At 67.5% G+C, this 23,706-nt stretch carries 26 protein-coding genes, 1 tRNA gene, 2 rRNA genes and 2 riboswitches (1 of these 31 only partly in view); of the genes, 6 read left to right on the top strand and 23 right to left on the bottom strand.

Features of this window, described 5'->3' with window-relative positions; all coding sequences use genetic code 11:
* Together gcvH and gcvT are read right to left on the bottom strand one after the other, a co-directional pair.
* Positions 1-366, bottom strand: coding sequence for a glycine cleavage system protein GcvH (gene gcvH, locus BRESU_RS13525; protein ID WP_013270125.1), 366 nt, complete (start codon positions 364-366; stop codon positions 1-3).
* 9 nt (positions 367-375) lie between these two features.
* Positions 376-1,491, bottom strand: a complete 1,116-nt coding sequence (gcvT, locus tag BRESU_RS13530; RefSeq protein ID WP_013270126.1) for a glycine cleavage system aminomethyltransferase GcvT — start codon at positions 1,489-1,491, stop codon at positions 376-378.
* A 58-nt stretch (positions 1,492-1,549) separates the two neighbouring features.
* Positions 1,550-1,639: riboswitch (glycine riboswitch) on the bottom strand.
* 4 nt (positions 1,640-1,643) lie between these two features.
* A riboswitch (glycine riboswitch) is annotated at positions 1,644-1,755 on the bottom strand.
* Positions 1,756-1,874: 119 nt separating this feature from the next.
* Between gcvT and BRESU_RS13535 the strand changes: the two genes are divergently transcribed.
* Positions 1,875-2,909 (top strand): alpha/beta hydrolase, encoded by a 1,035-nt coding sequence (locus BRESU_RS13535; protein ID WP_013270127.1) that lies wholly within the window; start codon positions 1,875-1,877, stop codon positions 2,907-2,909.
* A 52-nt stretch (positions 2,910-2,961) separates the two neighbouring features.
* On the opposite strand, the gene BRESU_RS13540 is transcribed toward BRESU_RS13535, so the two are convergent.
* From BRESU_RS13540 to BRESU_RS13565, 6 genes are all read right to left on the bottom strand, one after another.
* Positions 2,962-3,972 (bottom strand): adenosine deaminase, encoded by a 1,011-nt coding sequence (locus BRESU_RS13540; protein WP_013270128.1) that lies wholly within the window; start codon positions 3,970-3,972, stop codon positions 2,962-2,964.
* Complete coding sequence (locus BRESU_RS13545) at positions 3,969-4,403, bottom strand: type II toxin-antitoxin system VapC family toxin (protein WP_013270129.1); 435 nt, start codon at positions 4,401-4,403, stop codon at positions 3,969-3,971. Before BRESU_RS13545 ends, BRESU_RS13540 begins: the two co-directional genes overlap by 4 nt.
* Positions 4,400-4,639, bottom strand: a complete 240-nt coding sequence (locus BRESU_RS13550) for a FitA-like ribbon-helix-helix domain-containing protein (protein ID WP_013270130.1) — start codon at positions 4,637-4,639, stop codon at positions 4,400-4,402. Before BRESU_RS13550 ends, BRESU_RS13545 begins: the two co-directional genes overlap by 4 nt.
* Positions 4,640-4,669: 30 nt before the next feature.
* The gene (locus BRESU_RS13555) at positions 4,670-5,440 is read right to left on the bottom strand and encodes a PIN domain-containing protein (protein ID WP_013270131.1); all 771 of its coding nucleotides are present in this window, start codon (positions 5,438-5,440) and stop codon (positions 4,670-4,672) included.
* A gap of 71 nt (positions 5,441-5,511) precedes the next feature.
* Positions 5,512-7,314, bottom strand: a complete 1,803-nt coding sequence (argS, locus tag BRESU_RS13560; RefSeq protein ID WP_013270132.1) for an arginine--tRNA ligase — start codon at positions 7,312-7,314, stop codon at positions 5,512-5,514.
* Positions 7,311-7,985 carry a hypothetical protein gene (locus tag BRESU_RS13565; RefSeq protein WP_013270133.1) on the bottom strand — a complete coding sequence of 225 codons (675 nt, stop codon included), beginning with the start codon at positions 7,983-7,985 and terminating at the stop codon, positions 7,311-7,313. The genes argS and BRESU_RS13565 overlap by 4 nt, the downstream gene beginning before the upstream one ends.
* Before the next feature lie 138 nt (positions 7,986-8,123).
* Between BRESU_RS13565 and ispH the strand changes: the two genes are divergently transcribed.
* Positions 8,124-9,104: a 4-hydroxy-3-methylbut-2-enyl diphosphate reductase gene (gene ispH, locus BRESU_RS13570; protein WP_013270134.1), complete on the top strand. Its 981-nt coding sequence runs from the start codon at positions 8,124-8,126 to the stop codon at positions 9,102-9,104.
* A gap of 2 nt (positions 9,105-9,106) precedes the next feature.
* On the opposite strand, the gene BRESU_RS13575 is transcribed toward ispH, so the two are convergent.
* The 4 genes from BRESU_RS13575 to BRESU_RS13585 all read right to left on the bottom strand — a co-directional run bounded on the left by BRESU_RS13575 (position 9,107) and on the right by BRESU_RS13585 (position 11,648).
* Positions 9,107-9,595 (bottom strand): TspO/MBR family protein, encoded by a 489-nt coding sequence (locus BRESU_RS13575; RefSeq protein WP_013270135.1) that lies wholly within the window; start codon positions 9,593-9,595, stop codon positions 9,107-9,109.
* A 49-nt stretch (positions 9,596-9,644) separates the two neighbouring features.
* On the bottom strand, positions 9,645-9,797 hold the full coding sequence (locus BRESU_RS17570) for a hypothetical protein (RefSeq protein ID WP_013270136.1): 153 nt from the start codon (positions 9,795-9,797) through the stop codon (positions 9,645-9,647).
* 61 nt (positions 9,798-9,858) lie between these two features.
* A complete protein-coding gene (locus BRESU_RS13580; RefSeq protein ID WP_013270137.1) occupies positions 9,859-11,106 on the bottom strand; it encodes a dipeptidase in 1,248 nt (415 codons plus the stop codon).
* Between the two features lie 95 nt (positions 11,107-11,201).
* The gene (locus BRESU_RS13585) at positions 11,202-11,648 is read right to left on the bottom strand and encodes a hypothetical protein (RefSeq protein WP_013270138.1); all 447 of its coding nucleotides are present in this window, start codon (positions 11,646-11,648) and stop codon (positions 11,202-11,204) included.
* A gap of 150 nt (positions 11,649-11,798) precedes the next feature.
* On the opposite strand from BRESU_RS13585, the gene BRESU_RS13590 reads away from it, so the two are divergent.
* Together BRESU_RS13590 and hemF are read left to right on the top strand one after the other, a co-directional pair.
* Complete coding sequence (locus BRESU_RS13590; RefSeq protein ID WP_013270139.1) at positions 11,799-12,758, top strand: DUF808 domain-containing protein; 960 nt, start codon at positions 11,799-11,801, stop codon at positions 12,756-12,758.
* A gap of 57 nt (positions 12,759-12,815) precedes the next feature.
* Positions 12,816-13,688, top strand: a complete 873-nt coding sequence (gene hemF, locus BRESU_RS13595; RefSeq protein WP_425358228.1) for an oxygen-dependent coproporphyrinogen oxidase — start codon at positions 12,816-12,818, stop codon at positions 13,686-13,688.
* A gap of 79 nt (positions 13,689-13,767) precedes the next feature.
* On the opposite strand, the gene BRESU_RS13600 is transcribed toward hemF, so the two are convergent.
* Together BRESU_RS13600 and BRESU_RS13605 are read right to left on the bottom strand one after the other, a co-directional pair.
* Complete coding sequence (locus tag BRESU_RS13600; protein WP_013270141.1) at positions 13,768-14,127, bottom strand: endonuclease domain-containing protein; 360 nt, start codon at positions 14,125-14,127, stop codon at positions 13,768-13,770.
* A 165-nt stretch (positions 14,128-14,292) separates the two neighbouring features.
* Positions 14,293-15,021 carry a GMP synthase gene (locus tag BRESU_RS13605; protein ID WP_013270142.1) on the bottom strand — a complete coding sequence of 243 codons (729 nt, stop codon included), beginning with the start codon at positions 15,019-15,021 and terminating at the stop codon, positions 14,293-14,295.
* Positions 15,022-15,082: 61 nt separating this feature from the next.
* On the opposite strand from BRESU_RS13605, the gene BRESU_RS13610 reads away from it, so the two are divergent.
* Positions 15,083-15,409 carry an antibiotic biosynthesis monooxygenase family protein gene (locus BRESU_RS13610; RefSeq protein WP_013270143.1) on the top strand — a complete coding sequence of 109 codons (327 nt, stop codon included), beginning with the start codon at positions 15,083-15,085 and terminating at the stop codon, positions 15,407-15,409.
* Positions 15,410-15,544: 135 nt separating this feature from the next.
* On the opposite strand, the gene rlmJ is transcribed toward BRESU_RS13610, so the two are convergent.
* Positions 15,545-16,363: a 23S rRNA (adenine(2030)-N(6))-methyltransferase RlmJ gene (gene rlmJ, locus BRESU_RS13615; RefSeq protein ID WP_013270144.1), complete on the bottom strand. Its 819-nt coding sequence runs from the start codon at positions 16,361-16,363 to the stop codon at positions 15,545-15,547.
* A gap of 91 nt (positions 16,364-16,454) precedes the next feature.
* Between rlmJ and BRESU_RS13620 the strand changes: the two genes are divergently transcribed.
* Complete coding sequence (locus BRESU_RS13620; protein ID WP_013270145.1) at positions 16,455-17,474, top strand: DNA topoisomerase IB; 1,020 nt, start codon at positions 16,455-16,457, stop codon at positions 17,472-17,474.
* Here the strand turns inward: BRESU_RS13620 and BRESU_RS13625 are convergent.
* The 8 genes from BRESU_RS13625 to BRESU_RS13660 form a co-directional block, all read right to left on the bottom strand.
* A complete protein-coding gene (locus tag BRESU_RS13625) occupies positions 17,471-17,917 on the bottom strand; it encodes an opioid growth factor receptor-related protein (RefSeq protein ID WP_013270146.1) in 447 nt (148 codons plus the stop codon). The two genes, BRESU_RS13620 and BRESU_RS13625, sit on opposite strands and share 4 nt — an antisense overlap.
* A gap of 33 nt (positions 17,918-17,950) precedes the next feature.
* Positions 17,951-19,003 carry an L-threonine 3-dehydrogenase gene (gene tdh, locus BRESU_RS13630; protein ID WP_013270147.1) on the bottom strand — a complete coding sequence of 351 codons (1,053 nt, stop codon included), beginning with the start codon at positions 19,001-19,003 and terminating at the stop codon, positions 17,951-17,953.
* Positions 19,000-19,320, bottom strand: a complete 321-nt coding sequence (locus tag BRESU_RS13635) for a barstar family protein (protein WP_013270148.1) — start codon at positions 19,318-19,320, stop codon at positions 19,000-19,002. The genes tdh and BRESU_RS13635 overlap by 4 nt, the downstream gene beginning before the upstream one ends.
* Positions 19,321-20,514 carry a glycine C-acetyltransferase gene (locus BRESU_RS13640; RefSeq protein ID WP_013270149.1) on the bottom strand — a complete coding sequence of 398 codons (1,194 nt, stop codon included), beginning with the start codon at positions 20,512-20,514 and terminating at the stop codon, positions 19,321-19,323.
* Between the two features lie 39 nt (positions 20,515-20,553).
* On the bottom strand, positions 20,554-21,471 hold the full coding sequence (locus tag BRESU_RS13645; RefSeq protein ID WP_013270150.1) for a DUF4232 domain-containing protein: 918 nt from the start codon (positions 21,469-21,471) through the stop codon (positions 20,554-20,556).
* 204 nt (positions 21,472-21,675) lie between these two features.
* Positions 21,676-21,752: transfer RNA gene (locus tag BRESU_RS13650), tRNA-Met, on the bottom strand.
* A 67-nt stretch (positions 21,753-21,819) separates the two neighbouring features.
* A 5S ribosomal RNA gene (gene rrf, locus BRESU_RS13655) occupies positions 21,820-21,934 on the bottom strand.
* A gap of 70 nt (positions 21,935-22,004) precedes the next feature.
* A 23S ribosomal RNA gene (locus tag BRESU_RS13660) occupies positions 22,005-23,706 on the bottom strand (it continues 1,081 nt past the right edge of the window).

Consider the following 23,706-nt stretch of genomic DNA (forward strand, 5'->3'; position numbering starts at 1 on the left):
TCAGAGGGTGGCGAGGAAGGCGTCGTAGGCGGCGCGGTCCATCAGGCCGTCGACCTGGGAGGCGTCGGACACCTTGATCTTGGCGAACCAGCCCTCGCCTTCCGGATCGGCGTTGACGGTCTCGGGCGCGCCGGCCAGGGCGGCGTTGCCCTCGACCACGTCACCGGACACGGGCGCATAGACGTCCGAAGCCGCCTTCACGCTTTCGACGACGGCGAAGCTGTCGCCCTTGCCGAAGGTCTTGCCGGCTTCCGGGGTCTCGACGAACACCACGTCGCCCAGCTGTTCGGCGGCGTGTTTGGTGATGCCGACGGTGGCGACATCGCCGTCCAGCCGAACCCACTCGTGATCCTTGGTGAAATGCATGACGGTCTCTCAGACTTTGGGTTTGCGGAAATAGCGTTGGGCGACGAAGGGCGTGTCGATCACCTCGGCAGCGGCGGCCCTGCCGCGCACGATGACCTGAAGGTCGGTGCCGAGCGCGGCGTGCGACGGCGGCACATAGCCCATGGCGATGTTGCGCCCCAGGGTCGGCGACGGTCCGCCCGAGGTGACCGTACCGATGACGGTCCCGTTCGCATCGGCGATCTCGGCACCCTCACGGGCCGGCGCGCCTTCCTTGACGCTCAGGCCCACGCGCACCCGCGCCGGGCCCTCGGCCCGTTCCTTCAGGATGCGCGCGGCGCCGTTGAAATCGGCCGCTTCCATCCGCGACTTCGACAGGGCGAAGGTCAGGGAGCCCTCCACCGGCGAGGTGGTGGCATCGATGTCGTGGCCGTGCAGCGGCAGGCCGGCCTCCAGCCGCAGGCTGTCGCGCGCGCCCAGGCCGATCGGCTTGACCCGCGCGTCCTCGAGGATCGTGTTCCAGACCCGCTCGGCCTCGGCGGCGGGCACCGAGATCTCGTAGCCGTCCTCGCCCGTGTAGCCCGAGCGCGAGACGAAGCAGTCGACCCCGAACAGCATCAGCCGCGCGCAGTCCATGAAGCCGAACTCGGCCAGCACGGGCTCGTGGGCGATCATCACCTCGGCCGCTTCCGGCCCCTGGATGGCGATCAGGGCGCGGTCGTCGAGCACGGTCAGGGTCGCGTCGCCCGACAGGTGGGCGCGCCAGAAGGCGAAATCCTCGTCCTTGTTGCCGGCGTTGACGACCACATACAGGCCGTCGTGATCCGGCTTGCCCGCCATCAGGTCGTCGATGATGCCGCCGTCCTCGTTCAGCAGCAGGCTGTATTTCTGACGCCCGGCCTTCAGCGCCGCATAGTCGCCGGGCACGAAGCGCTCGAACTGGGCGATGGCGTCGGCACCGGTGATCTTGCACTGGCCCATGTGCGAGACGTCGAACAGGCCGGCGTGCTCGCGCGTCCAGCGGTGCTCGGCCAGGACGCCCTCGTACTGGACCGGCATGTCGTAGCCGCCGAACCCGACCATGCGCGCGCCGAGCGCACGATGCGCGGCGTTCAGGACGGTCGTCTTCAGGGTTTGATCGGTCATGCGGACAGGCTTTCAGGGTCGCGTGTTGAGGCGAAAAGCTCCGCCGTCTTCGCGCCCCCGCTGTCTGTGAAACCTGAGAGATTCCGGCCCGGACGTATCCGTGCCTTGCTCCGTCGGCGCACCCCCGCGAAGGGGTGACTTTCCAGCGTCCGAGTGTTCTCGCGGTCCGTTTGCCTGAGCGTTTCCGGGGCGGTTGCGCCTTCGGCTCCGGGTCCGTCCGGTAGTGGGGAGGCTGGACGGCCCGATCTCTCCCGCGAGATCGAGACGACCTAGGCCCCGACTCCCCCGCCAAGTCAAGCGCGGCAAAGCGGTATCGGAACCCCCCGGGGCCTTGCGGGTTATTCCGGCACCCCCACAAGCCCCTCAAAACGCAAGGATTTCACATGTCGATCCTCGACAAGATTCTCGGCCAGTCCGACAAGCCCCGCGACACGCCGGCCAAGGCCGACCGTCAGATGCAGAAGGTGCTGGACGAACTGGCGTCGCTCGGCGGCAAGCCGATCGAGACGCTGGACGCCGCCGAGGCCCGCCGTCAGCCGACCCCGACCGACGCGGTGAAGTCGCTCCTGCGCAAGGACGGCAAGGACCCGGCCGCCGATCTGGGCGTCAAGACCACCGAAATCACCATCCCCGGCGCGGCCGGTCCCCTGCAGGCCCGGATCTACAAGCCGCACGAACATTCCGAGGACCGGCTGCATCCCGTGGTGGTCTATTTCCACGGCGGCGGTTTCGTGATCGCCGATCTCGACGTCTATGACGGCGGCCCGCGCGGCGTGTCGAAAATGGCCGACGTCATCGTCGTCTCGGTCCACTATCGCCAGGCCCCCGAGCACAAATTCCCCGCCGCCCACGACGACGCGACGGCGGCCTGGAAATGGGTTCTGGCCAACGCCCAGACCTTCGGCGGCGACCCGCAGAAGATCGCCGTGATGGGCGAGAGCGCCGGCGGCAACCTGGCCATCAACGTCTCGATCGCCGCCCGCGATCAGGGCCTGCAGGCCCCGGTGCATCAGGTGTTGGTCTATCCGCTGGTCGGCAACGACCTGAACACGCCGTCCTACGTCGAGAACGCCCAGGCCAAGCCCCTGAACAAGGCGATGATCGAGTGGTTCGTGAAGAACACCTTCGCCAGCGAGGCCGAGACCGCCGACCCGCGCGTCAACGTGGTCGAGGCCGACCTGATCGGCCTGCCGGACTCCACCGTCATCCTGGCCGAGATCGATCCGCTACGCTCGGAGGGCGAACTGCTGGCCGAGCGTCTGGAACAGGCCGGATCCAGCGTGCGCCACAAGACCTTCAACGGGTCGACGCACGAGTTCTTCGGCATGGCCCTGGTCGTCCCCGACGCCATGGCGGCCCAGACCTTCGCGGCGCACGAGCTGAAGCGGGCGTTCGGCACGGCCATCCTGCCGATCTGATCGCCGTCACGGACTGACTGAAGAAAGGGCGCTCCCTGCGGAGCGCCCTTTTTCATGTCGCCGCGTACGCCTCGACCTCGGCGATCCGTTCGGCCTTGGCGGCGTCGTCCAGGAACGAGCCCGCAAAGCTGTTGCGGGCCATCAGGGTCAGCTGTTCGCGCGTCAGGCCGACGGCGGCCGCCAGCTGTCGGTAGTTCTCGTTCACATAGCCGCCGAAATAGGCCGGATCGTCCGAGTTCAGCGTGACCCGGATCCCCTGACGCAGCATCTCGGGCACGGGGTGATCCTTCAGGTCGTCGACGACGCACAGCTTGTGATTGGACAGCGGACAGACCGTCAGCGTCATCCCCTCGGCCACGATCCGGCGGACCAGGGCCGGATCCTCCATCGACCGGTTGCCGTGATCCATCCGGTCGATGTGCAGCAGATCGAGCGCCTCCCACACATACTCGGGCGGCCCCTCCTCCCCGGCATGGGCGCACAGCTTCAGACCCATCGCCTGGGCGGCGGCGAACACGCGCTGGAACTTCGACGGCGGATGACCGACCTCCGAGGAATCCAGACCGACGCCGACGAAATGATGCAGGTACGGCCTGGCCATCTCCAGCGTGGCGAAGGCCTCGTCCTCGCTGAGGTGCCTCAGGAAGCTCAGGATCAGGCCGGACGTCACGCCCAGTTCGGCCTTCGCCCGGTCCATCCCCGCGATCAGCCCCTCGACCACCACGCCGAAGGGAACACCGCGATCGGTATGGGTCTGGGGGTCGAAGAAGATCTCGGCGTGGCGCACATTGTCCGCCGCCGCCCGCTGGAAATAGGCGAAGGCCAGATCCTCGAAATCCTGCCGCGTCAGCAGGACGTTGGCCCCCGCATAGTAGATGTCGAGGAAGTCCTGAAGGTTCGAGAAGTCATAGGCGGCCCGCACCGCCTCGACGCTGTCGAACGGGATGGCGACCTTGTTCCGCTCGGCGAGGGCGAACATCAGCTCCGGCTCCAGCGAGCCCTCGATATGCAGATGCAGCTCTGCCTTGGGCAGGCCGTCGATAAAGGCGTTCAGGTCGGTCAAGACAGTCCTCTGGCAAATAACGGGGCGTCGAGGGTCAATACCTCCGCGGCACAGATATCCCCAGCCTCATCCAGCCTTCGGCGCAACCGAACATCGGCGGTGACCAAGGGGCAACGCTCCATCTCGGCCAAGGCCAGATAGAGGCAGTCGTAAGCCGGATGAGGCAGGCGGTTTGCGAGATCGACCGCCCTCATGACGAGGTTCGACAGACCCATCAGCTCGACAACCCCTGAAACATTGGCGGCGGCGATCATGGCCTGACCCGGCGTCATTTCATTCTTGCGGGCTTTCTTCCAGAAGACATTGGCGCACTCGGCAACGAGAAGCTGCGGGGCGATCAATTCGTGATCAAGAAGGACCTGGGCCTCGTCGGACTGGGCTTCGGTGACGAACCATTTGACGGCGACACTGCTGTCGACGACCAGCCTCAACTTTCGTCACGCGTTTCGCGCACAAGGACTTCCGATGGAGTGTGGCGAACGCCCGCGGTCGCACGGCGAAGCTCTTCCATGGCCCTGAGGGCATCGGCGCGTCGATTGTCGATCAGTGCGCGTTCGAGAATGTAGCGATGCTCCGCCTCCGCCGACCGACCGTTCTCGGCCGCGCGCTTCTTCAGCGCCAGGGCGATGTCGTCGTCGACGTTTCTGACGTGCAGGTTCACCGGCATCGGCGCACTCCTCTGCTAGCACTTATAGCATCAGGCGTTCGACACGACCAGCCGCAGGTGGCCACGTTGGATCTCCGGCGTCGGCGGTGAGGGCTCGGGCGGGGGTGGACTCTCAGCTCTGGAGCGCCACCCCGTCGGTCGCTCGACATAGCCGGACGGGGTCAGGACCCGCTCCGGCAGGCCGCAGCGTTCCAGCATGCCGGTCTCGATCTCGGTCCGGGCATGGGCCCATTCCAGAAGCTGGCGATTGTGCCCCCGTCCCGGCGGCGCGACGCTGACGATCCGCTTGTGCGGATAGCTTTCGTGCAGGAACCGGGTGGTGGCGGCGTGGTCCCCGTCCGTCGTCACGATGTAGGCGGTGTCGAAACGGTCGGCCGCGGCGTCGGCGGCGATGGACAGGGCCAGGTTGACGTCGCTCTGCTTTTCCGTCGCGTCCATCCACTGGTGACCACAGGCATGGCAATGATCGCCGTGCACGACGAAATGGCCCATCAGGCAGCGCACATCTCGCGCCACCAGCGCCGCTTCATAGGCCATCATCGCCTGCATCCGGTCCTTGCGCTGCGGCCGGTGAGCGCTGACCCAGACGGCGCCGGTCAGCCGTTCGCCTGGCGGCAGTAGGGCCCGCCCCAGGGCCATCAGGTCCAGCCACAGCAGCTCGTGCCGGTTCAGGTCCAGGATGGCGTGATGCAGGTTGAACCCGTCGACGTACAACCGGGCCCGCTTGCGGAAGACCGGCAGGCGAAAGCCGTCGCGGCGGATCGCCGGCGTCTGCCCTCCCCTCGTCCCCGACCGCGCCATGCCTCGGCCTCGTCCCGCCCCAGAGCGGTGCAGTTAACCCTGCGAAGCCGGCGGAGTCCGTGTCGTGAAGGCTACATCCGCTCCGGCGCGTCGATCCCCAGCAGGCCCAGCGCGATCACCAGCTGGTCCAGCGCCGCCTTCGAAAGCGTCAACCGCGAGCCCACCGTCGCCGGATCGGCGGCTGCCAGCACCGGGCAGGCGGCGTAGAATTTCGAGAAGGCCTGCGCCAGTCGATAGGCGTGCTCGGCGATCACATGCGGGCTGCGCTTGTCATAGGCCTCGACCACCGCTTGGTCGAAGGCGTCCAGCGTCAGGGCCAGATCGCGTTCGGCGGGTTCGGAAATCGCCACCAGTCCGGCCTTGGCCTCCTGCTCGGCGGCCCGGCGCAGCAGGGATTTGATCCGCACGACCTGGTACAGCAGATACGGCCCGGTCTTGCCCTCGAAGCTCATGAACCGGTCCAGGTCGAAGACGTAGCTGGTGGTCCGGCTGTTCGACAGGTCGGCGAACTTCAGCGCCGCGATGGCCACCTTGTGCGCCGTATCCTCGAACGTGGCCTCGTCCAGATCGGCCCCCAGCTCGGCCTCGCGCAGACGATCGCGCGCCTTGTCGGTGGCCTGGGTGATCAGGTCGTTCAGCTTCAGAACCCCGCCCGCGCGGGTCTTGAAGGGCTTGCCGTCTGTGCCGTTCATGGTGCCGAAGCCCAGATGCTCCAGCGACCCCGGCTCGGCATAGCGGGCCAGGATGGAGGCGCGGAACACCTGCTCGAAATGCTCGGCCTGGCGCTCGTCGACGACGTACAGGATCAGGTCCGGATCGATCCGGTTCCTGCGGTCCAGGATGGTGGCCAGGTCGGTCGTGCCGTACATGGCCGAGCCCTCGGAGCTGACGACCAGCAGCGGGGGCGGGCTGGGGGCCTCGACCACCGAACCGTCGGCCAGCTTCTTCTTGCGCGTCTCGCCCGGTCTGGCGACGTGCACCACCTGGGCCCCGTCGTCCTCGACCAGCAGGGCCTTGGTCTTCAGGTCGACGACCATGCCGGCGATCAGGGGATCGGCGTCGCTCTCGCCGTTCCAGAGGTCGAAATCCACGGCCAGGGTGCCGTACTCGCGCACCAGGGCCTCGCGGCTGACGGCCACGAAATGCCGCCACAGCGCCAGATAGCCGGGCCGTCCGCCCTGCAGTTCCGCCGTCGCCTTGCGGGCCCGGTCCCGGAACGCCGGGTCTTCCTTGGCGCGCCCGGCGGCCAGCGGATAGAGCCGGTCCAGGTCGCCCAGGGTCACGGGGCTTTCGGCGGGGAACGGCCCGTCGCCGTCGGCCATGAAGCCGTCGGCCAGACCCTCGTCACCGCAGGCCACGATCAGCAGCCCCATCTGGAAGCCCCAGTCGCCGAAATGGGCGTCGCCCGTGACGTCGTCGCCCCGGAACCGGAACAGCCGCTTCAGGCTCTCGCCGATGATGGCGCTGCGCAGGTGGCCGACGTGCATCGGCTTGGCCACGTTCGGACCGCCGAAGTCGATCACGACCTTGCGCGGCGCTGCGACGGGCGAGGCCCCGGCATGGTCGGCGTCCGACGCCACCTCGGCCGCGCGGGCCGACAGGGCGGCGTCCGCGATCTTCAGGTTGATGAAGCCCGGCCCGGCCACCTCGACCGCCGACAGGCGGGGATCGGCGGCGAGCCGCTCGGCCACGCGGCCGGCTAGTTCGCGCGGATTGGCCTTCAGCGCCTTGGCGGCGGCGAGCGCCCCGTTGGACTGGAAGTCGGCCAGGTCGGGGCGGTCCGAGGTGGTCACGCGGGCCAGGGCCGCGTCCACGCCTTCGGCGGCGAAGGCGGCCGCGACCGCTTCGCCCAGGGCGGTTCTCAGATCGGTCATTGGGCCGGAGGGGTCGCCGCGGCCGTGCCGGCGTTGATGCGGAACCGGCTGCCGGAGCGGTTGAACTCGGCCATCTCGGGCGTCACCTCGAAGCCGACCAGGACTTCGAAATTGCCGCCGCTCGTGGTGATCGACGCGCGGGGAATGACCACCGACTGCTCTTCGGTCACCGACGCGGTGGACGATCCGTCGAAGTTCACCGGCAGGTCGAAATATTCCTTGGCCAGAACCGCTTCGTTCCGTTCCGTGACCGCGATCCAGTAGCGATAGGTGCGCTGGTCGCCCTGCGCCATCGGTCCGCGCCCCAGATCGAACAGGATGTTCATCTGGACCTCGATCGGGTCGTCGTTGAAGTAGCGGCAGCCGGCGGTCACGCCCTGGATCTCGCCGGTATAGCCGACCGCGCTGGCGGCGGTGCGGCCACCGTCGAGCTCGACGTAGCGGGCCGCGTCATAGAGCACCTTCACGAACGGGCACGGACCGGCGTTGGGGCGGCTGCGCAAGGGGGCGATCCGCGGCGGCCGCGCGTCTTCCTCGGGCTGCGCCTGCTGCTGGCCGCCCTGCTGCTGTCCCGTGCGGCCGCCTTGGCCGGCGGAACCATATTGGGCGGACGCGGTGCCGGCGGAGGCGAGTACCGCCAGGGCGGCGAGGGCGACGGTCGCAAGACGCATGTATCGGAATCCGGAAATCTGAACCGCTGGCGGGGAACCCGGTCAGGCTTCCTGCCTGATAGCGGCTAAAGCGAGGCGTCGCAAACCGTGAAGCCCCCCGCAGTGGCGAGGAAGCCGCAGAAGGACTAGGTTGGTCGCATGGACGCTCTCGCCCCCTCGCCCGCTGCGCCCCGCGCCGGACTCCGCCCCCTGACCGTGCGCATGGCCACGCCGCGCGGGTTCTGCGCCGGCGTCGACCGCGCCATCCAGATCGTCGAGCGCGCCATCGAGAAGTTCGGGGCACCCGTCTATGTCCGGCACGAAATCGTCCACAACAGGCATGTCGTCGATCGGCTCAAGGGTCTGGGCGCCGTCTTCGTCAAGGAACTGGACGACTGCCCCGACGACCGGCCCGTGGTCTTCTCGGCCCACGGCGTGCCCAAGTCCGTGCCGGCCAATGCCCGGGCGCGCCAGCTTCTGTTCCTCGACGCCACCTGCCCGCTGGTGTCCAAGGTCCATGTCGAGGCCGAGCGTCACCACGCCCAGGGCAAGCACATCATCCTGATCGGCCACGCGGGCCACCCCGAGGTCGTCGGCACCCTGGGCCAGCTGCCCGAGGGCGCCATCAGCCTGGTCGAGACGGTCGAGGACGCGAGGACCTTCCAGCGCCCCGGCGACCAGCCCCTGGCCTATGCGACCCAGACGACCCTGTCGCTGGACGACACGTCCGAAATCGTCGGCGTGCTCAAGAGCCGCTTTCCGGAGCTGCCCGACCCGCACAAGGAAGACATCTGCTACGCCACCACCAACCGGCAGGAGGCCGTGAAGCAGCTGGCCGACGGGTCGGACCTGGTGCTGGTGGTCGGATCGAAGAACTCGTCCAACTCCGTGCGCCTGGTCGAGGTCGCCCTGCGCGCGGGGGCCCGCGACGCCCGGCTGATCGACGATGCGACGCAGATCGACTGGGCCTGGTTCGATACCGTCGACACGGTCGGCGTCACGGCCGGGGCCTCGGCCCCCGAACCCCTGGTCCAGGCGGTGGTCGCCGCCATTCAGGCCCGCTTCGACGTCCGCCTGGCCGATGATCCGGGCGAGCCGGAAACCGTCACCTTCAAACTGCCCCGCGCGCTGACGGTCTGAGCCTAGGCCTGGCTGGCGCGCCGGGCGTCCGGGTTCAGCTGCAGCATCCGCAGGTTCAGCACCGAGGCGATGGTGACCCAGGTCAGATAGGGGATCAGCAGCAGGGCCGCGAACGGTCTCAGGGTCCAGAACACCGCGATGATCGCGACCAGCGACAGCCACAGCAGGGCCACGTCCACCAGCGCCAGATCCATCCGTCGCCGCCCGAAGAACAGGAACGACCAGCCGGCGTTCAGCATCAGGGACACGACATAGAGGGCGAACGCCAGCGGAGACCCCGTCCCCACCGTCTCCCACACCAGCCATCCGGCCCAGGCGTTGATCGCGAACAGCAGGCCCCACACGATCGGGAACGCCAGGTTCGGCGGGGTCCACGACGGCTTGTTCAGCCCGGCATACCAGACCCCCGGCTTGAACAGGCTGCCGCTGGTCGCGGCCGCGAAGTTCAGGCCGACGAAGACGGCGATGGCGATCCAGGCGGGGTGATCCATGACGCGTGCATAACGCAAAGCGCCCGGCTTGGCTCACCCGTTCTGGCGGTCAGACCAGGGACTTGATGTACAGGGCCAGCACGACGACCAGCCCCAGACCCACGGGGTACAGCAGGCAGCCGAAGTTGCGGACCAGGGCGCGCAGGCCCACCGGGATGTCGTCTTTCTGGGTCATGGCCCAGCGGTAGCCAACCTTGACCATTCCCGACCACCGTCCGCGATGTCACGCGGCGGCCTGTCGCAGACGCCTGTCGTCCTGCCGCTCAGGCCGGCGGCGGCACGACCGGCAGGGTCGCCAGCGAGGGCCGCTCGCCGGCCTTTGACGCAGCCACGGCCTCGGCGGCGCGCATCACGCGCAGCACGTTCTCGCCCGCCAGCTTGCGGATGTCGGCCTCGGTCCAGCCGGCCTGCATCAGGGTCGCCAGGATGGCCGGATAGGCGTCCACGCCGGTGATCCCGTCCGGCAGCGACGTCACCCCGTCGAAGTCCCCGCCCAGGCCGACATGGTCGATGCCGGCGACGTTCCGGACATGCTGGATATGGGCCACGACGTCGGCGATCGTGGCATTGGGTCGAGGATGGGCGTCGGTCCACGGCTTCATGGCCGCCTCCAGCGCGACGGTGTCCGAGGTGTCGAGGCCACGCCGCTGGATCTCCGCCCCGACGTCTATGCCCCACTGGCGGTTCGCCTCGCTGACGAAGCCCGGCACGAAGGTGACCATCACCACACCCCCGTCTTCGGCCAGCTGCGACAGCACGCTGTCGGGCACGTTGCGCGTATGGTTGGTCACCGCCCGCGCCGAGGAGTGGGAGAAGATGACCGGAGCGTCCGACACCCGCATGGCGTCCAGCATGGTCTCCTCCGACACGTGCGACAGGTCCACCAGCATGCCCAGCCGGTTCATCTCGCGGACCACCGTCTCCCCGAACGGCGACAGCCCGCCCCATTTGGGCGCGTCCGTCGCGCTGTCGGCCCAGGTCGTGGTCTTCGAATGGGTCAGCGTCATGTAGCGCACGCCCGCCTGGTGGAACTCGCGCAGCAGCGCCAGCGAATCGTCGATGGAATAGCCACCCTCGATCCCGATCAGGCTGGCGATCCGCCCGGCCGCGTGAATGCGCACGACGTCGTCGGCGGTGGTGGCCAGTTCGAAGGTCTCGGGATGGGCGGCGACGATGCGCCGGACGGTGTCGATCTGCTCGAACGTCTCCCTGGCCGCCTCGACCGGTGCCAGCTGGGCGGGCACATAGACGGACCAGAACTGGCCGCCGACTCCCCCGGCCCGCAGGCGGGGAATGTCGGTGTGCAGCGTGGTGCTGGAATCCAGATCGGTGGCCAGATCCACGGCATGGGGATCGTTGCCGAAGCCTTCGCGCAGGGCCCAGGGCAGGTCATTGTGCCCGTCGATCAGCGGCGTGGTTTCCAGGATCCGACGCACAGCGGCCTGATCCTGGGCGGCGGCGGGCAGCGCGAGGGCCAGGGCGGACACGGCAATCAGACTGGCTCGGATCATGGCACCCTCGGACGATACTGGACGATGCGACCGTGCCGCCGGCGCGCCGGGAAGGCCAGTGACGAATCGTTCATGCAGCGACCGGCGCGGCACGCCTAGGGCGCGGTCGTGATCCGCGGGGCCGGGGGCTGCGTCGGCGCGACGGCCTCTTGCGACTGCATGCAGTCCCGCCCCGCCGCGAGGCCGTTCAGAAAGTACCAGCGATAGGCCAGGCTGCGCGCCTCGGCCGCCCGGCGCTCCCGGTCCTCGCGCGTCATCGCGTCCGCCCCGGCCATGACCAGACCGGCCCCCGGCACCAGCATGGCGACGCCCGATCGCGCGACGCTGCCGACGGACCGGATCAGGCCGCCCTCGGGCGCACCGCCCATGGCCTGGCTCAGTTGCGCCGCCTCCTCGCCGATGGCGGCGCAGGTCAGGTCCGCGTCCTCCGCCGTCATCACAGCGGTCGGCTGGTCGGGGGCGGGTCCCGCCTCCTGCCCGATGGCGGCTCCGGCCACCCCGGCGAATACGGCAGCCACGAAGGCTGTGGCGGACATGCGCATGATCGTCTCCCTGCCCCCAGGTCACAGGCGGAACGACCCGCGCGCGTCGAAGTTGCGCCCGGACGCGCCTCCGCCCCCCGTTCGCCTTGGCGCGCGCCGCCCAATCATGTCACGGTGCGCCCTCCCCTCCCCTGCTCGCGTCGTGACTTCATGCCCTCCGGACTTGCCGCCCTGCTGGACGACGTCGCCGGCATCGCCAAACTGGCCGCCGCGTCGATCGACGACGTCGGGGCCGCCGCGGGCAAGGCCAGCGCCAAGGCCGCCGGGGTCGTGGTGGACGATACCGCCGTCACGCCGCGCTACGTCACCGGCCTGTCGCCCGCGCGCGAGCTCCCGATCATCTGGAAGATCGCGCTGGGGTCGATCCGCAACAAGCTGCTGATCCTGCTGCCCGCCGCCCTGATCCTCAGTGCCTTTGCCCCGTGGGCGATCACGCCCCTGCTCATGTGTGGCGGGGCCTATCTCTGCTTCGAGGGGGCCGAGAAGCTGATGGAAGCCTTCGGTGGCGGCCATCACGAAGTCGCCGAGGCGGTCGTCGACGATCCCGCCTCGCTGGAGGCCACCAAGGTGTCCGGGGCCATCCGGACCGACCTGATCCTGTCGGCCGAGATCATGGCCATCGCCCTGGCCGACGTGGCCGACAGCCCGATCATCACCCAGGGCATCGTGCTGGCCCTTGTCGGCCTCGGGATCACCGTCGGGGTCTATGGCGTCGTCGGCCTGATCGTGAAGATGGACGACATCGGCCTGCATCTGGCCCAGGGCGGGTCGGCGGCCTTGCGCGGGCTCGGGCGCGGTCTGGTCAAGGCGATGCCGGTGGTGATGGACGTCATCTCCACCGTCGGCACCGCCGCCATGCTTTGGGTCGGCGGCGGCATCCTGGTGCACGGCGCGCACGAACTCGGCTTCGCCTGGCCGGACGACGTCATCCATCACGCTTCGGTCGCGGCGGGGTCGGCCCTGCCGTTCGGCGGCGCTGTGGTGTCGTGGATCGTCACGGCCATCGGCTCGGCGATCGTCGGCGTTCTCGTCGGGGCCGTGCTGGCCGTGATCGTGCATCAGGTCGGCAAGCTGCGCCGCAAGCCCGCCGAAGGCGGCGTCGCACACTGATCGGGGTGACGCGCGCGGCGAACCGTGGTTGAAATCCAGGCCATGAGCCAAGCCCCCCTGCCCGACGCCGATCCGCTGGATCTGAAGAAGACCGAAACCCGCGCCTGGTTCGAGGAGCTGCGCAACCGCATCCACGCCCGGCTTGAACAGCTGGAAGACTCGGCCCCCGCCGACCTCTTCCCCGGCGAGCCCGGCCGCTTCGTCCGCACGCCCTGGAGCCGGCACGAGGGTGGCGGCGGCGTCATGGGCATGATGCACGGCCGCCTGTTCGAAAAGGTCGGCGTCCACGTCTCCACCGTCCACGGCACCTTCCCGGCCGACTATGCGAAATCGGTCCCGGGCGCCGAGGAAGACCCCCGCTTCTATGCCACCGGCATCAGCCTGATCTGCCATCCGGTCAGCCCGAAGGTGCCGGCGGTGCACATGAACACCCGCTTCATCGCCACGACGAAAAGCTGGTTCGGCGGCGGGGCCGACCTGACGCCGGTGCTGGACGTCGAACGCACGCAGGAGGCTCCGGATACGGTCGCCTTCCACGCCGGAATGCGCAGCCCTTGCGACGCCCACGACCCGGCCTGGTACCCGAAGTACAAGCAGTGGTGCGACGAGTATTTCATGCTGCCGCACCGGAACGAGATGCGCGGCATCGGCGGCATCTTCTACGACCACCACGACAGCGGGGATTACGACAAGGACTTCGCCTTCACCCGCGACGTCGGCATGGCCTTCATCGACACCTATGCCGCCATCGTCGAGCGTCGCATGTCCGAGGCCTGGACCGACGACGAACGCGAGGAACAGTTGATCCGCCGCGGCCGCTACGTCGAGTTCAACCTGCTCTACGACCGCGGCACCACCTTCGGGCTGAAGACCGGCGGCAATGTCGAGTCGATCCTCAGCTCCATGCCGCCCGTGGTGAAGTGGCCGTAAGGAGTGTCACCTCTCCATTCGCGAAGGCGAATGGGGAGGACAGGTCGCGCCAGCGACCAGGAGGGGGCGACGCCGCCCTCTAGTCGCGAAGCCTCGCCCGCACCGCCTCACCGATAAACGTCAGCACGCCGTCCAGCTCCGTCCGCACGTCCTCGGCCCGCAGACGGATGACCTTGATCCCCTGCCCGCCCAGCCACGCCGTCCGCCGCCGATCATGCGCCGCTTGCTCGTCCGACGCGTGCCCCATCCCATCGATTTCCACGCCCAGCCGGGCCGCCGCGCAGTAGAAGTCGAGGATGTAGGGTCCGACGGGATGCTGACGTCGGTACTTCAGATTGCGAAACCGCGAGCCTCGCAAGCAGGCCCACAGCCGCGCTTCCGGCGGCGTCATCACCCGTCGCATGGCCTTGGCGCGCGTGTAGCTGATCCCGTCCGGCACCGTCTCGCCCCCTCCTGACCGCTGCGCGGTCTGTCCTCCCCATTCGCCTACGCGAATGGGGAGGTAACCTGAAGTTGCAGACCGTGTCACCTCCCTATCGCCGAAGGGCGAATGGGGAGGACAGGTCGCGTCAGCGACCAGGCGGGGACGACACCGTCGCCTAGCCTAGATCCCGCTCCCCTCCCCCTCCACTGGCGGCGGCGTCAGCATCAGGAAGGCCCGGATCCAGGCCGTCAGCACCGCCCGGTCGTTCGCCCGCCCCAGACTGGCCACGGCCTCGTCCGCCAGGGCCTCCGGGATGCGCGATCCCCGCCGGCTCTCGACCAGGGCGGCGGCGTATTCCGGCTGGAACTCCGGGTGGCACTGGAAGGACATGGCGTCGTCCCAGGCCAGACCCGCGTAGGGGGTGAATTCGCTGGCCGCGATCACCCGGGCATCGGCGGGCGGGGTCAGCACCTGATCCTGGTGCGAGACCGGAATGGCGATCGAGGCGGCCTTGGGGAACATCCACGGTTCGTGCGCGGTGACCGCGTAGCGGTGCAGGCCGATGCCCCAGCCCTTGTCCGACTTTTGCACCCGACCGCCGAAGGCATGGGCCATGGCCTGGTGCCCGAAACAGATGCCGACCAGCCGGGTCCGGCCGCGCGCGCCCCTCAGCCAGTCCATCAGGGGCGGGATCCAGGGCAGGTCGTCATAGACCCCCGCCGCCGACCCGGTGACGATGGCCCCCTGAAAGGCCTCGGGGTCCGCGGGCAGTCGCCCGGCCTGGACGTCGAACCGCACCGTCGCCACGCCCTCGCCCAGCAGGGCCCGGAACCGCGCCGGATAGTCGTCGAAGGCGTCGGCCAGGGCCTCGGGCGGCTTGCCGGTCTCCAGGATCGCGATGGGCTTCATGGGGACCATATGGGGACGAAGTTCGATGGCGGGACAAGGCCATTCGCGCTAGAGGGCCGCCATGACCGATACCGACGCCACGATCGATCCCGATCCCGTTCCCGTCGTGCTGATCAATGTCTTCAAGGTGCAGCCCGACAGGCAGGACGCCCTGATCGACCTGCTGACCGCCATGACCCGCGCGCAGGTGGGCCTCCCCGGCTTCGTGTCCGCCACCCTGCACCGGGGGCTGAACGGAAAGACCGTCGCCAACCACGCGGTGTGGCGCTCGGTCGCCGACTGGAAGGCCATGACCCGCAACCCGGCCGTCGCCGCCGCCATGAGCCCCATCATGGCCATCGCCACCTTCGAACCCAACCTCTACGAGGCCGGCGAAGTCATCGAATAGGGGGTACGTCCGGATCTGACGCAGCGGCATGCTAGCCATGGCTCGCAGCGGTCTTTGACATTCGTACAGCGACACGGTTCCTCCCCGCAAAGGCCGAACGGGTCGGACGGGTCGGACGGTGTTTTGGAGTCCGGATCAGACCCGCCAGACCTCACCCTTGGCACCCGCATCGCCCAGCGTTCGGGCCACCCAGCCGCAGATTTCGGCCGCCGCCGCGTCGGCCCCGGCCGGCGGATTGACCACCACCATCGCGCAACCGTTCATCTTCATCGGATTGGTCAGGGGCCTCAGCCGCGCCTCGGCCACCAGGGTCGGGGCTTTCGTCCCCGCCGCCAGTCGCCGCAGGAAACCGTCGAAGGTCTCCAGATCCTTCAACGGCGTCCAGATCGCGACGATCGCCCCGGGGTCAGCGGTCACGATCGCCGCCGCGGTGTCCGCTGCGCGCAAATAGTCGTCGGGCCGCTCGAACGGCGGGTCGATCAGCACCAGCGGGGCCTTCGTCCGCCGGGCCTCGGCCCGGACCAGATCATAACCGTCGCCGATCTCGCCCCGCACCCGGGCGAACCCGGTCAGGCTCTCGCGCAGCAGGCCCGCCACCTCTTCGCGCAGCTCGAAGCCGACATAGGCGTCGTCCGCCCCCAGCCTTCGCGCGACCAGGACCGGCGACCCCGGATAGAAGCGCACCCCGCCCCCGGGGTTCAGCGTCGCGACCTCGCTCGCCAGCGCCTCGATCAACGGCGGGCGCTCGGCGGTGGCCATCAGCCGTTCGACCCCCGCCTCGGCCTCGCGGGAGCGGGTCGCGTCGCCGGTCAGGTCATAGAGGCCCGCCCCGGCATGGGTATCCAGCACGACCACCGGTCCGGCCGCCTGACGCGTCCGAAGCAGCCATAGCATCAGGGCGTGCTTGACCAGGTCGGCGAAGTTCCCGGCGTGGAAGCTGTGGCGATAGTTCATGGTCCTGCGTCACCTTGGACACCGTCCGGGTCAAGAGGAACCGTGCGCACGAATGCGACGTTCGCCGTTCCTGATCCGGAGACTTCGCCCGATGCCCGACGGCAGCCACACCTTCACCGCCGCCGTCGAGGTGCCCCGGGGCCTGACGTACTGCAGCGACGCCCACCCCGGCCTGGCGCGCCTGCGCTCGGGCAAGGGGTTCTCGATCCGCGACGCCGACGGCAAGGTCATCAGGGACAAGGCGGTGCTGGACCGGATCCGCATGCTGGCCATCCCTCCCGCCTGGACCGACGTCTGGATCTGCCCCCGCGCCTCCGGCCACATCCAGGCCACCGGCCGCGACGTTAAGGGCCGCAAGCAGTACCGCTATCACAACGACTGGAGCACCCACCGGTCCGGCAACAAGTTCGACAAGATGTCGGCCTTCGCCAAGGCCCTTCCCAGGCTCCGCGATCAGGTCGAGGCCGATCTCGGCAAACGCGGCGCGACGCGCGAGAAGGTCCTGGCCACCGCCGTCCGTCTGCTGGAGATCACCCTGATCCGCGTCGGCAATGCCCAGTATGCCAGGCAGAACCGCAGCTACGGCCTGACCACCCTGCACAAGCGCCATCTCGAGGTCGACGGCGCGGGCCTGTCCTTCGCCTTCCGGGGCAAGAGCGGCGTGGATCACAAGGTCAGCGTCAAGGACCGCCGCCTGGCCACCGTCGTCCGGTCCCTCCGCGACCTGCCGGGCCAGCAACTGTTCAAGTACCGGGACGCCGAAGGCGATCTGGTCGCCATCACCTCCGACGACGTCAACGCCTACATCCGCGAGGCCATGGGCGACGAGTTCTCGGCCAAGGACTTCCGCACCTGGGCCGGCACGGTTTCGGCCGCGCGGGCTCTGCGCGACATGGAGCCGCCGACCTCCCCGACCGACGCGAAGCGCAAGATCACCCAGTGCTGCAAGGCCGTCAGCGGCCTGCTCGGCAACACCCCCACGGTCTGCAGGGGCTCCTACATCCACCCCGAGGTGTTCGAGCTCTTTGAAACGGGCCGGATCGCCGACGTCCTGCCGGGCCCCGACACCAAGAGCTTTGAACCGGCCCTCATCAAGCTGCTGAAGGCCTAGGCTTCCGCCCAGTACCGCCGGCTTCCCACGCTGACCGGCCGGCCGGCTGCCTCGTCCAGTCTCAGGATCAGGCTGTGGAAGTCCTCCGCCTCGCCCGGCCCACGCAGCAGCCTGAGCGACTTGATGATCCGGGTAATCCGCAGGTGGTTGTGGTCATGCACGACCAGCCAGTGGGTGTTCCGCTGATAGAAGACCGACATCCGGTCCGTGGCGGCGGCCAGGGCGATCTGGGCCATGCCGCAGTCGTGGATGGCCGCGACGTCGCCCGGGCCCAGCACCGGCGCGTTGCGGTTCGCGCCCGACGGGGCATCCAGCGGAAACAGCCACTGGATGAAGTCGTGGCTGCGCTCGATCGTGCGGTCGTCCATGGCGACCACCTCGAAGACCGTCCGGCCCGCCCCGTCGGTCCCCGCCCCTTTGAGGAAATCGACGATCGCGCTCATTCAGCCCCCCAAGGCGGTCAGGCTGCTGCCCCTTCAGGCAGCCTTGTCCCAATCCAGAATGACCTTGCCGGACTGACCCGACTTCATGGCGTCGAATCCCTCCCGGTACTGGTCGTAAGCCAGACGGTGGGTGATCAGGGGCTCCAGGTCCAGCCCCGCCTTCAGCAGGCCCAGCATCTTGCGCCAGGTCGTGAACATCTCGCGCCCGTAGACGCCCTTGATCGTCAGGGCTTTCAGGATGATCGCACCCCAGTCCGTCTCCATCGGCTTGGACGGAATGCCCAGCAGCGCCATGCCGCCGCCCATGATCAGGGTGTCCACGCATTGCTTGAAGGCGATCGGCGAGCCCGACATCTCCAGCGCCACGTCGAAGCCGACCTTCAGGCCCAACTCCTTCATGACGTCGCGCAGATCCTCGTTCATCGTGTTCACGGTGCGCACGCCCGGGGCGACCTTCTGGGCCAGCTCCAGACGGAAGTCGTTGATGTCGGTCAGGACCACCGTCCGCGCGCCGGCGTGACGGGCGACGGCCGCCGCCATCATGCCGATGGGCCCGGCACCGGTGACCAGCACGTCCTCGCCCAGCAGGTCGAACTGCTGCGCCGTGTGCACCGCATTGCCGAACGGATCCAGCATCGAGGCGACCTCGTAGGACACGTCGTCGGGCAGCTCGATCACGTTGAAGGCCGGCGCCACCACGAATTCGGCGAAGGCTCCCTGACGGTTCACGCCGATGCCGCGCGTATGTGGATCGAGGTGGAAGTGTCCGGCGCGGGCCGCTTCGGAGTTCAGGTCGATCACGTGCCCTTCGGCGGACACGCGCTGGCCGATCTTGAGCGGCCGGTTCACGTCCGAGCCGATCGCCACGATCTCGCCCGAGAACTCATGGCCCGTGATCATCGGCGTGGGGACGTTCTTCTGGGACCACTCGTCCCAGTTCCAGATGTGGATGTCGGTGCCGCATACGGCCGTGCGGTGCACCCGGATTAGCACGTCCTCCGGCCCCGCGACGGGGATCGGCGCGTCAATCAGTTCGAGCCCGATGCCGGGGCCGGTCTTGGCGAGGGCCTTCATGGTGTCGGTCATTGCGTCTGCTCCTGAAGATCGGCCTCGCCGTCGAACACCCGCAGGGTGAAGCGCGAACACGGCTCTGTTTGGGCGTCCCGTAGCACACCGGTGATGATTTCGAAGTCCGGCCCGATCGCCCGCGCCGAAAACGCCGCATGCGTCCATTCCAGCACGGTCGGCTTGGGCCAGAGGGCGACCAGCACGTCGAACAGGGCGTCGAGGTTACGCCCCATCCAGTCCGGCGTGCCCTCGACGGACTCGACGGCGGCGTAGAAGTCCGCCCGGGTCAGGATCGATCGCCCGTCGATCCGCACCCGGTGCGTCGTCTCACTCACCTAGATGACACCCAGTTCCCTGCCCGCGGTCGTGAACGCCGCGACCGCCTGGTCGATATGGTCGAAGGTATGGGCCGCCGACATCTGCGTCCGGATGCGCGCCGCGCCGCGCGGCACGACGGGGAAGGAGAAGCCGATGACATAGACGCCCAGCTCCAGCATCCGCGCCGCCATCGTCTGCGCCAGCCTGGCGTCGCCGAGCATGACCGGCACGATCGGATGCTGGCCGGGCAGCAGATCGAACCCCGCCTCGGTCATCGCGCTCCGGAAGCGGGCGGCGTTGGCGGTCAACTGGGTGCGCAGGGTGTCGCCCTCCGGCCCTTGCGCGATGCGGATGGCTTCCAGCGAGGCGCCACAGATCGAGGGGGCCAGGGCATTCGAGAACAGATAGGGCCGCGCGCGCTGTTTCAGCAGCTGCACGACCTCCGAGGTCGCGCAGATAAAGCCGCCCATGGCCCCGCCGAGGGCCTTGCCGAAGGTGCCGGTGACGAAGTCGACCTTGACCCCGTGGTGCGCGTACGACCCCTTGCCCTGCGGCCCCAGGAAGCCCGTGGCGTGGCAGTCGTCGACCATGATCAGCGCACCGTAGCGGTCCGCCAGAACCCGGATCTCGTCCAGCTTCGCGATATAGCCGTCCATCGAGAAGGCCCCGTCGGTGGCGATGACGATGTCGCGCGCGCCGTCCGCCCGCGCGGCTTTCAGCTGGGCTTCCAGATCGGCCATGTCGGAGGTGGCGAACCGGTAGCGCTTGGCCTTGCACAGCCGCACCCCGTCGATGATCGAGGCGTGGTTCAGACTGTCCGAGACGATCGCATCCTCGGCCCCGAACAGCGGTTCGAACAGGCCGCCATTGGCGTCGAAGGCCGCCGCGAACAGGATCGAATCCTCGAAGCCGAGGTAGTCGGCGATCGCCCGCTCCAGCTCCTTGTGGATGTCCAGCGTGCCGCAGATGAAGCGGACCGAGGCCGTGCCGGCACCGCGCCTGTCCGTCGCCGCATTGGCCGCTGCCACCACACGGTCGTCGCCGCCGAGACCGAGATAGTTGTTGGCGCAGAAGTTGAGCACCTGGCGTCCACCGACCTCGATCACCGGACCCTGGCGGGACTGGATCACCCGCTCGGGCTTGGTCAGCCCCTGGGCGTCGATGTCTGAAAGCTCGGCCGCGATGCGGTCGTGGAAGGTCGCTGTCTGCATCGGCGGGTCATACCCCCTCCCCCCGACCGGGGAAAGCCGTCAGGTCGTCGCCGAGGCCGGGATCGGGGCGGGCGCATCCGCCGGATCGGCCGACGCGCGGTAGGGATTGACCCGGATGCGCGCGCCGCACGGCTGGAACGCCATGGCCATCGTCAGCGGCGTCGGGCTGCCCGCGATCCGCACCGCGATCTGTGCGACCGACGGGCAGACCGTCTGTCCCGCGCCCTCGTCCGGCACGACCGTCCAGGCCACGTCGAAATAGGCGCGGCCGTTCGGCGGGATGGAAACGGGCGTGGCCGTGTTGGGGTTCTGGTCGACCCGCAGAGTCGTGATCGGACGGCCTTGCGCGCCCAGCAGGCTCAGCGCGGGATATCCCGCCAGGCCGCAGGCGGCCGGGCCCGTGTTCAGGACGCTGACGATTCCGACCCGGTTTCCCGCACCGGCATCGCCGCCGGCCGCGCCCAGCCGCAGGTTCGACGCCTGGCACGGCGTGGCCGCCGGCAGGACGCCCCCCGGGGCCGGTTGCGGCAGCGGCGACGGGCCCGGCACCGGCAGGGCGGGGTTCGCCGACGGTCGGCTGCACCGTTCCAGCACGGCGACGCCGACGTCGTCGTTCGGGCCCAGACGGCTCAGGGTCGCGCTCTCTTGGCCGTCGCGCGTGGCGATCCACCACTCCACGCCCGACCCCGCGTAGCGCGCGCCGCTGCCCGAAGGCACCAGGCGCAGGGGATACAGCTGTCCCTTGTACGTCAGCTGGGCCGTCGCCGTGTCCGGGTACTGCAGGCTGACGGTCTGCCCGCTTTCGCAGGCATAACCGATGGCCGGGGCGGTGGGGCCTGCCGGCGCGGGTGCAGCGGTAACCGGCGTCGCCGGCTCGACCGGCTCATCCGGCCTGTTGCAGGACGAGAGCGACATGGCCCCCATCAGACCGAACGCGACGTAACGATGTGCAGACATGACGATCCCCGATGAAGCGGGGAGGTTAACGTGCCTTGGCGACAAAAGCTCCACTGTACCGGCAGTTCAGACGGCTGTTTGCAGCCGGCCGCATACGGCGGATCCCGCGGAGGATCGCCGGAACCGACCCGGGCTGGCTCGGTGGACGTCGCCTCAGACGTCAAAAAGCCCCGTGGTTTTGACCGACGGGGCTTTTCGTAGATTTGGGTGCGGGAGCAGGATTTGAACCTGCGACCTTCAGGTTATGAGCCTGACGAGCTACCGGGCTGCTCCATCCCGCGGCAGATGGGTGTGTTGTGAAGGAAGAGTTCGAGAGAGTTTTCAGATAATCTGTTGTCCGACTGGTAGACCCGGCGGCGACCTACTCTCCCGCGCCTTGAGACGAAGTACCATTGGCTCTGGAGGGCTTAACGACCGAGTTCGGAATGGGATCGGGTGGGGAACCTCCGACATAACCACCAGGTCAACCAGGCGGACAGCAGATTATTTGAGAAGACATTGTCTGTTAAAGATCGAATGAGTTTTGCTGAGAAACGATCAAGCCGATCGGATTATTAGTACCAGTAAGCTTCACGCGTCGCCGCGCTTCCACACCTGGCCTATCAACGTGGTAGTCTTCCACGATCCTCAGCGAAGCCTTGTTTTGAGGTTAGTTTCCCGCTTAGATGCTTTCAGCGGTTATCTATTCCATACTTAGCTACCCTGCTGCACAACTGGCGTCATGACAGGTCCACCAGAGGTATGTCCATCCCGGTCCTCTCGTACTAGGGACAGATCCTCTCAAGCTTCGAACACCCACGGCAGATAGGGACCAAACTGTCTCACGACGTTCTGAACCCAGCTCACGTACCACTTTAATCGGCGAACAGCCGAACCCTTGGGACCTGCTCCAGCCCCAGGATGTGATGAGCCGACATCGAGGTGCCAAACTTTGCCGTCGATATGGACTCTTGGGCAAAATCAGCCTGTTATCCCTAGAGTACCTTTTATCCGTTGAGCGATGGCCCTTCCACGCGGGACCACCGGATCACTATGGCCGACTTTCGTCTCTGCTCGACTTGTCAGTCTCGCAGTCAGGCGGGCTTATGCCATTGCACTCGACGACCGATTTCCGACCGGTCTGAGCCCACCATCGCGCGCCTCCGTTACACTTTAGGAGGCGACCGCCCCAGTCAAACTACCCACCACGCCATGTCCCGGGACCGGATAACGGCCCTCGGTTAGACGTCAACGACAGTAAGGGTGGTATTTCAAGGATGGCTCCACCAGAGCTGGCGCCCCGGTTTCATAGCCTCCCACCTATCCTACACATACGGTCGCTAACGCCAAGGCGAAGCTATAGTAAAGGTTCATAGGGTTTTTCCGTCTGACCGCGGGAACCCCGCATCTTCACGGGGAATTCAATTTCACTGAGCCTGTGCTGGAGACAGTGGGGAAGTCGTTACGCCATTCGTGCAGGTCGGAACTTACCCGACAAGGAATTTCGCTACCTTAGGACCGTTATAGTTACGGCCGCCGTTTACCTGGGCTTCAGTTCGTCGCTTTCACAACTCCCTTTAACCTTCAGGCACCGGGCAGGCGTCAGACCCTATACGTCGCATTGCTGCTTCGCAGAGCCCTGTGTTTTTGCTAAACAGTCGCTACCCCCTGGCTTGTGCCACTCTGCAAAGGTTGCCCTAAGCAGAGTCACGCTTATTCCGAAGTTACGCGTGCAATTTGCCGAGTTCCTTCAGCACAGTTCTCTCAAGCGCCTTGGTATGCTCTACCTGACCACCTGTGTCGGTTTCGGGTACGGTCTCTGCCAGAGTTATTTCCAGGGACAACTTCCATGCCAGGACAATCCAATAAGCCCTGACAAGTTACGCCATCCGTCACTTCTGGCTGGTGCAGGAATATTTACCTGCTTCCCATCGACTACGCTTTTCAGCCTCGCCTTAGGGGCCGACTAACCCTGCGCAGATTAGCTTTACGCAGGAACCCTTGGTCTTTCGGCGGGAGTGTCTCTCACACTCCTTATCGTTACTCATGTCAGCATTCTCACTTCCGATACCTCCAGCCAGGCTCACGCCTGACCTTCACCGGCTTACGGAACGCTCCGCTACCGCTCACTTACGTGAACCCATATCTTCGGCGACTGGCTTGAGCCCCGTTACATTTTCCGCGCAGGATCGCTTGATCAGTGAGCTGTTACGCTTTCTTTAAAGGATGGCTGCTTCTAAGCCAACCTCCTGATTG

It is taken from the genome of Brevundimonas subvibrioides ATCC 15264, assembly GCF_000144605.1.
Lineage (GTDB): Bacteria > Pseudomonadota > Alphaproteobacteria > Caulobacterales > Caulobacteraceae > Brevundimonas > Brevundimonas subvibrioides.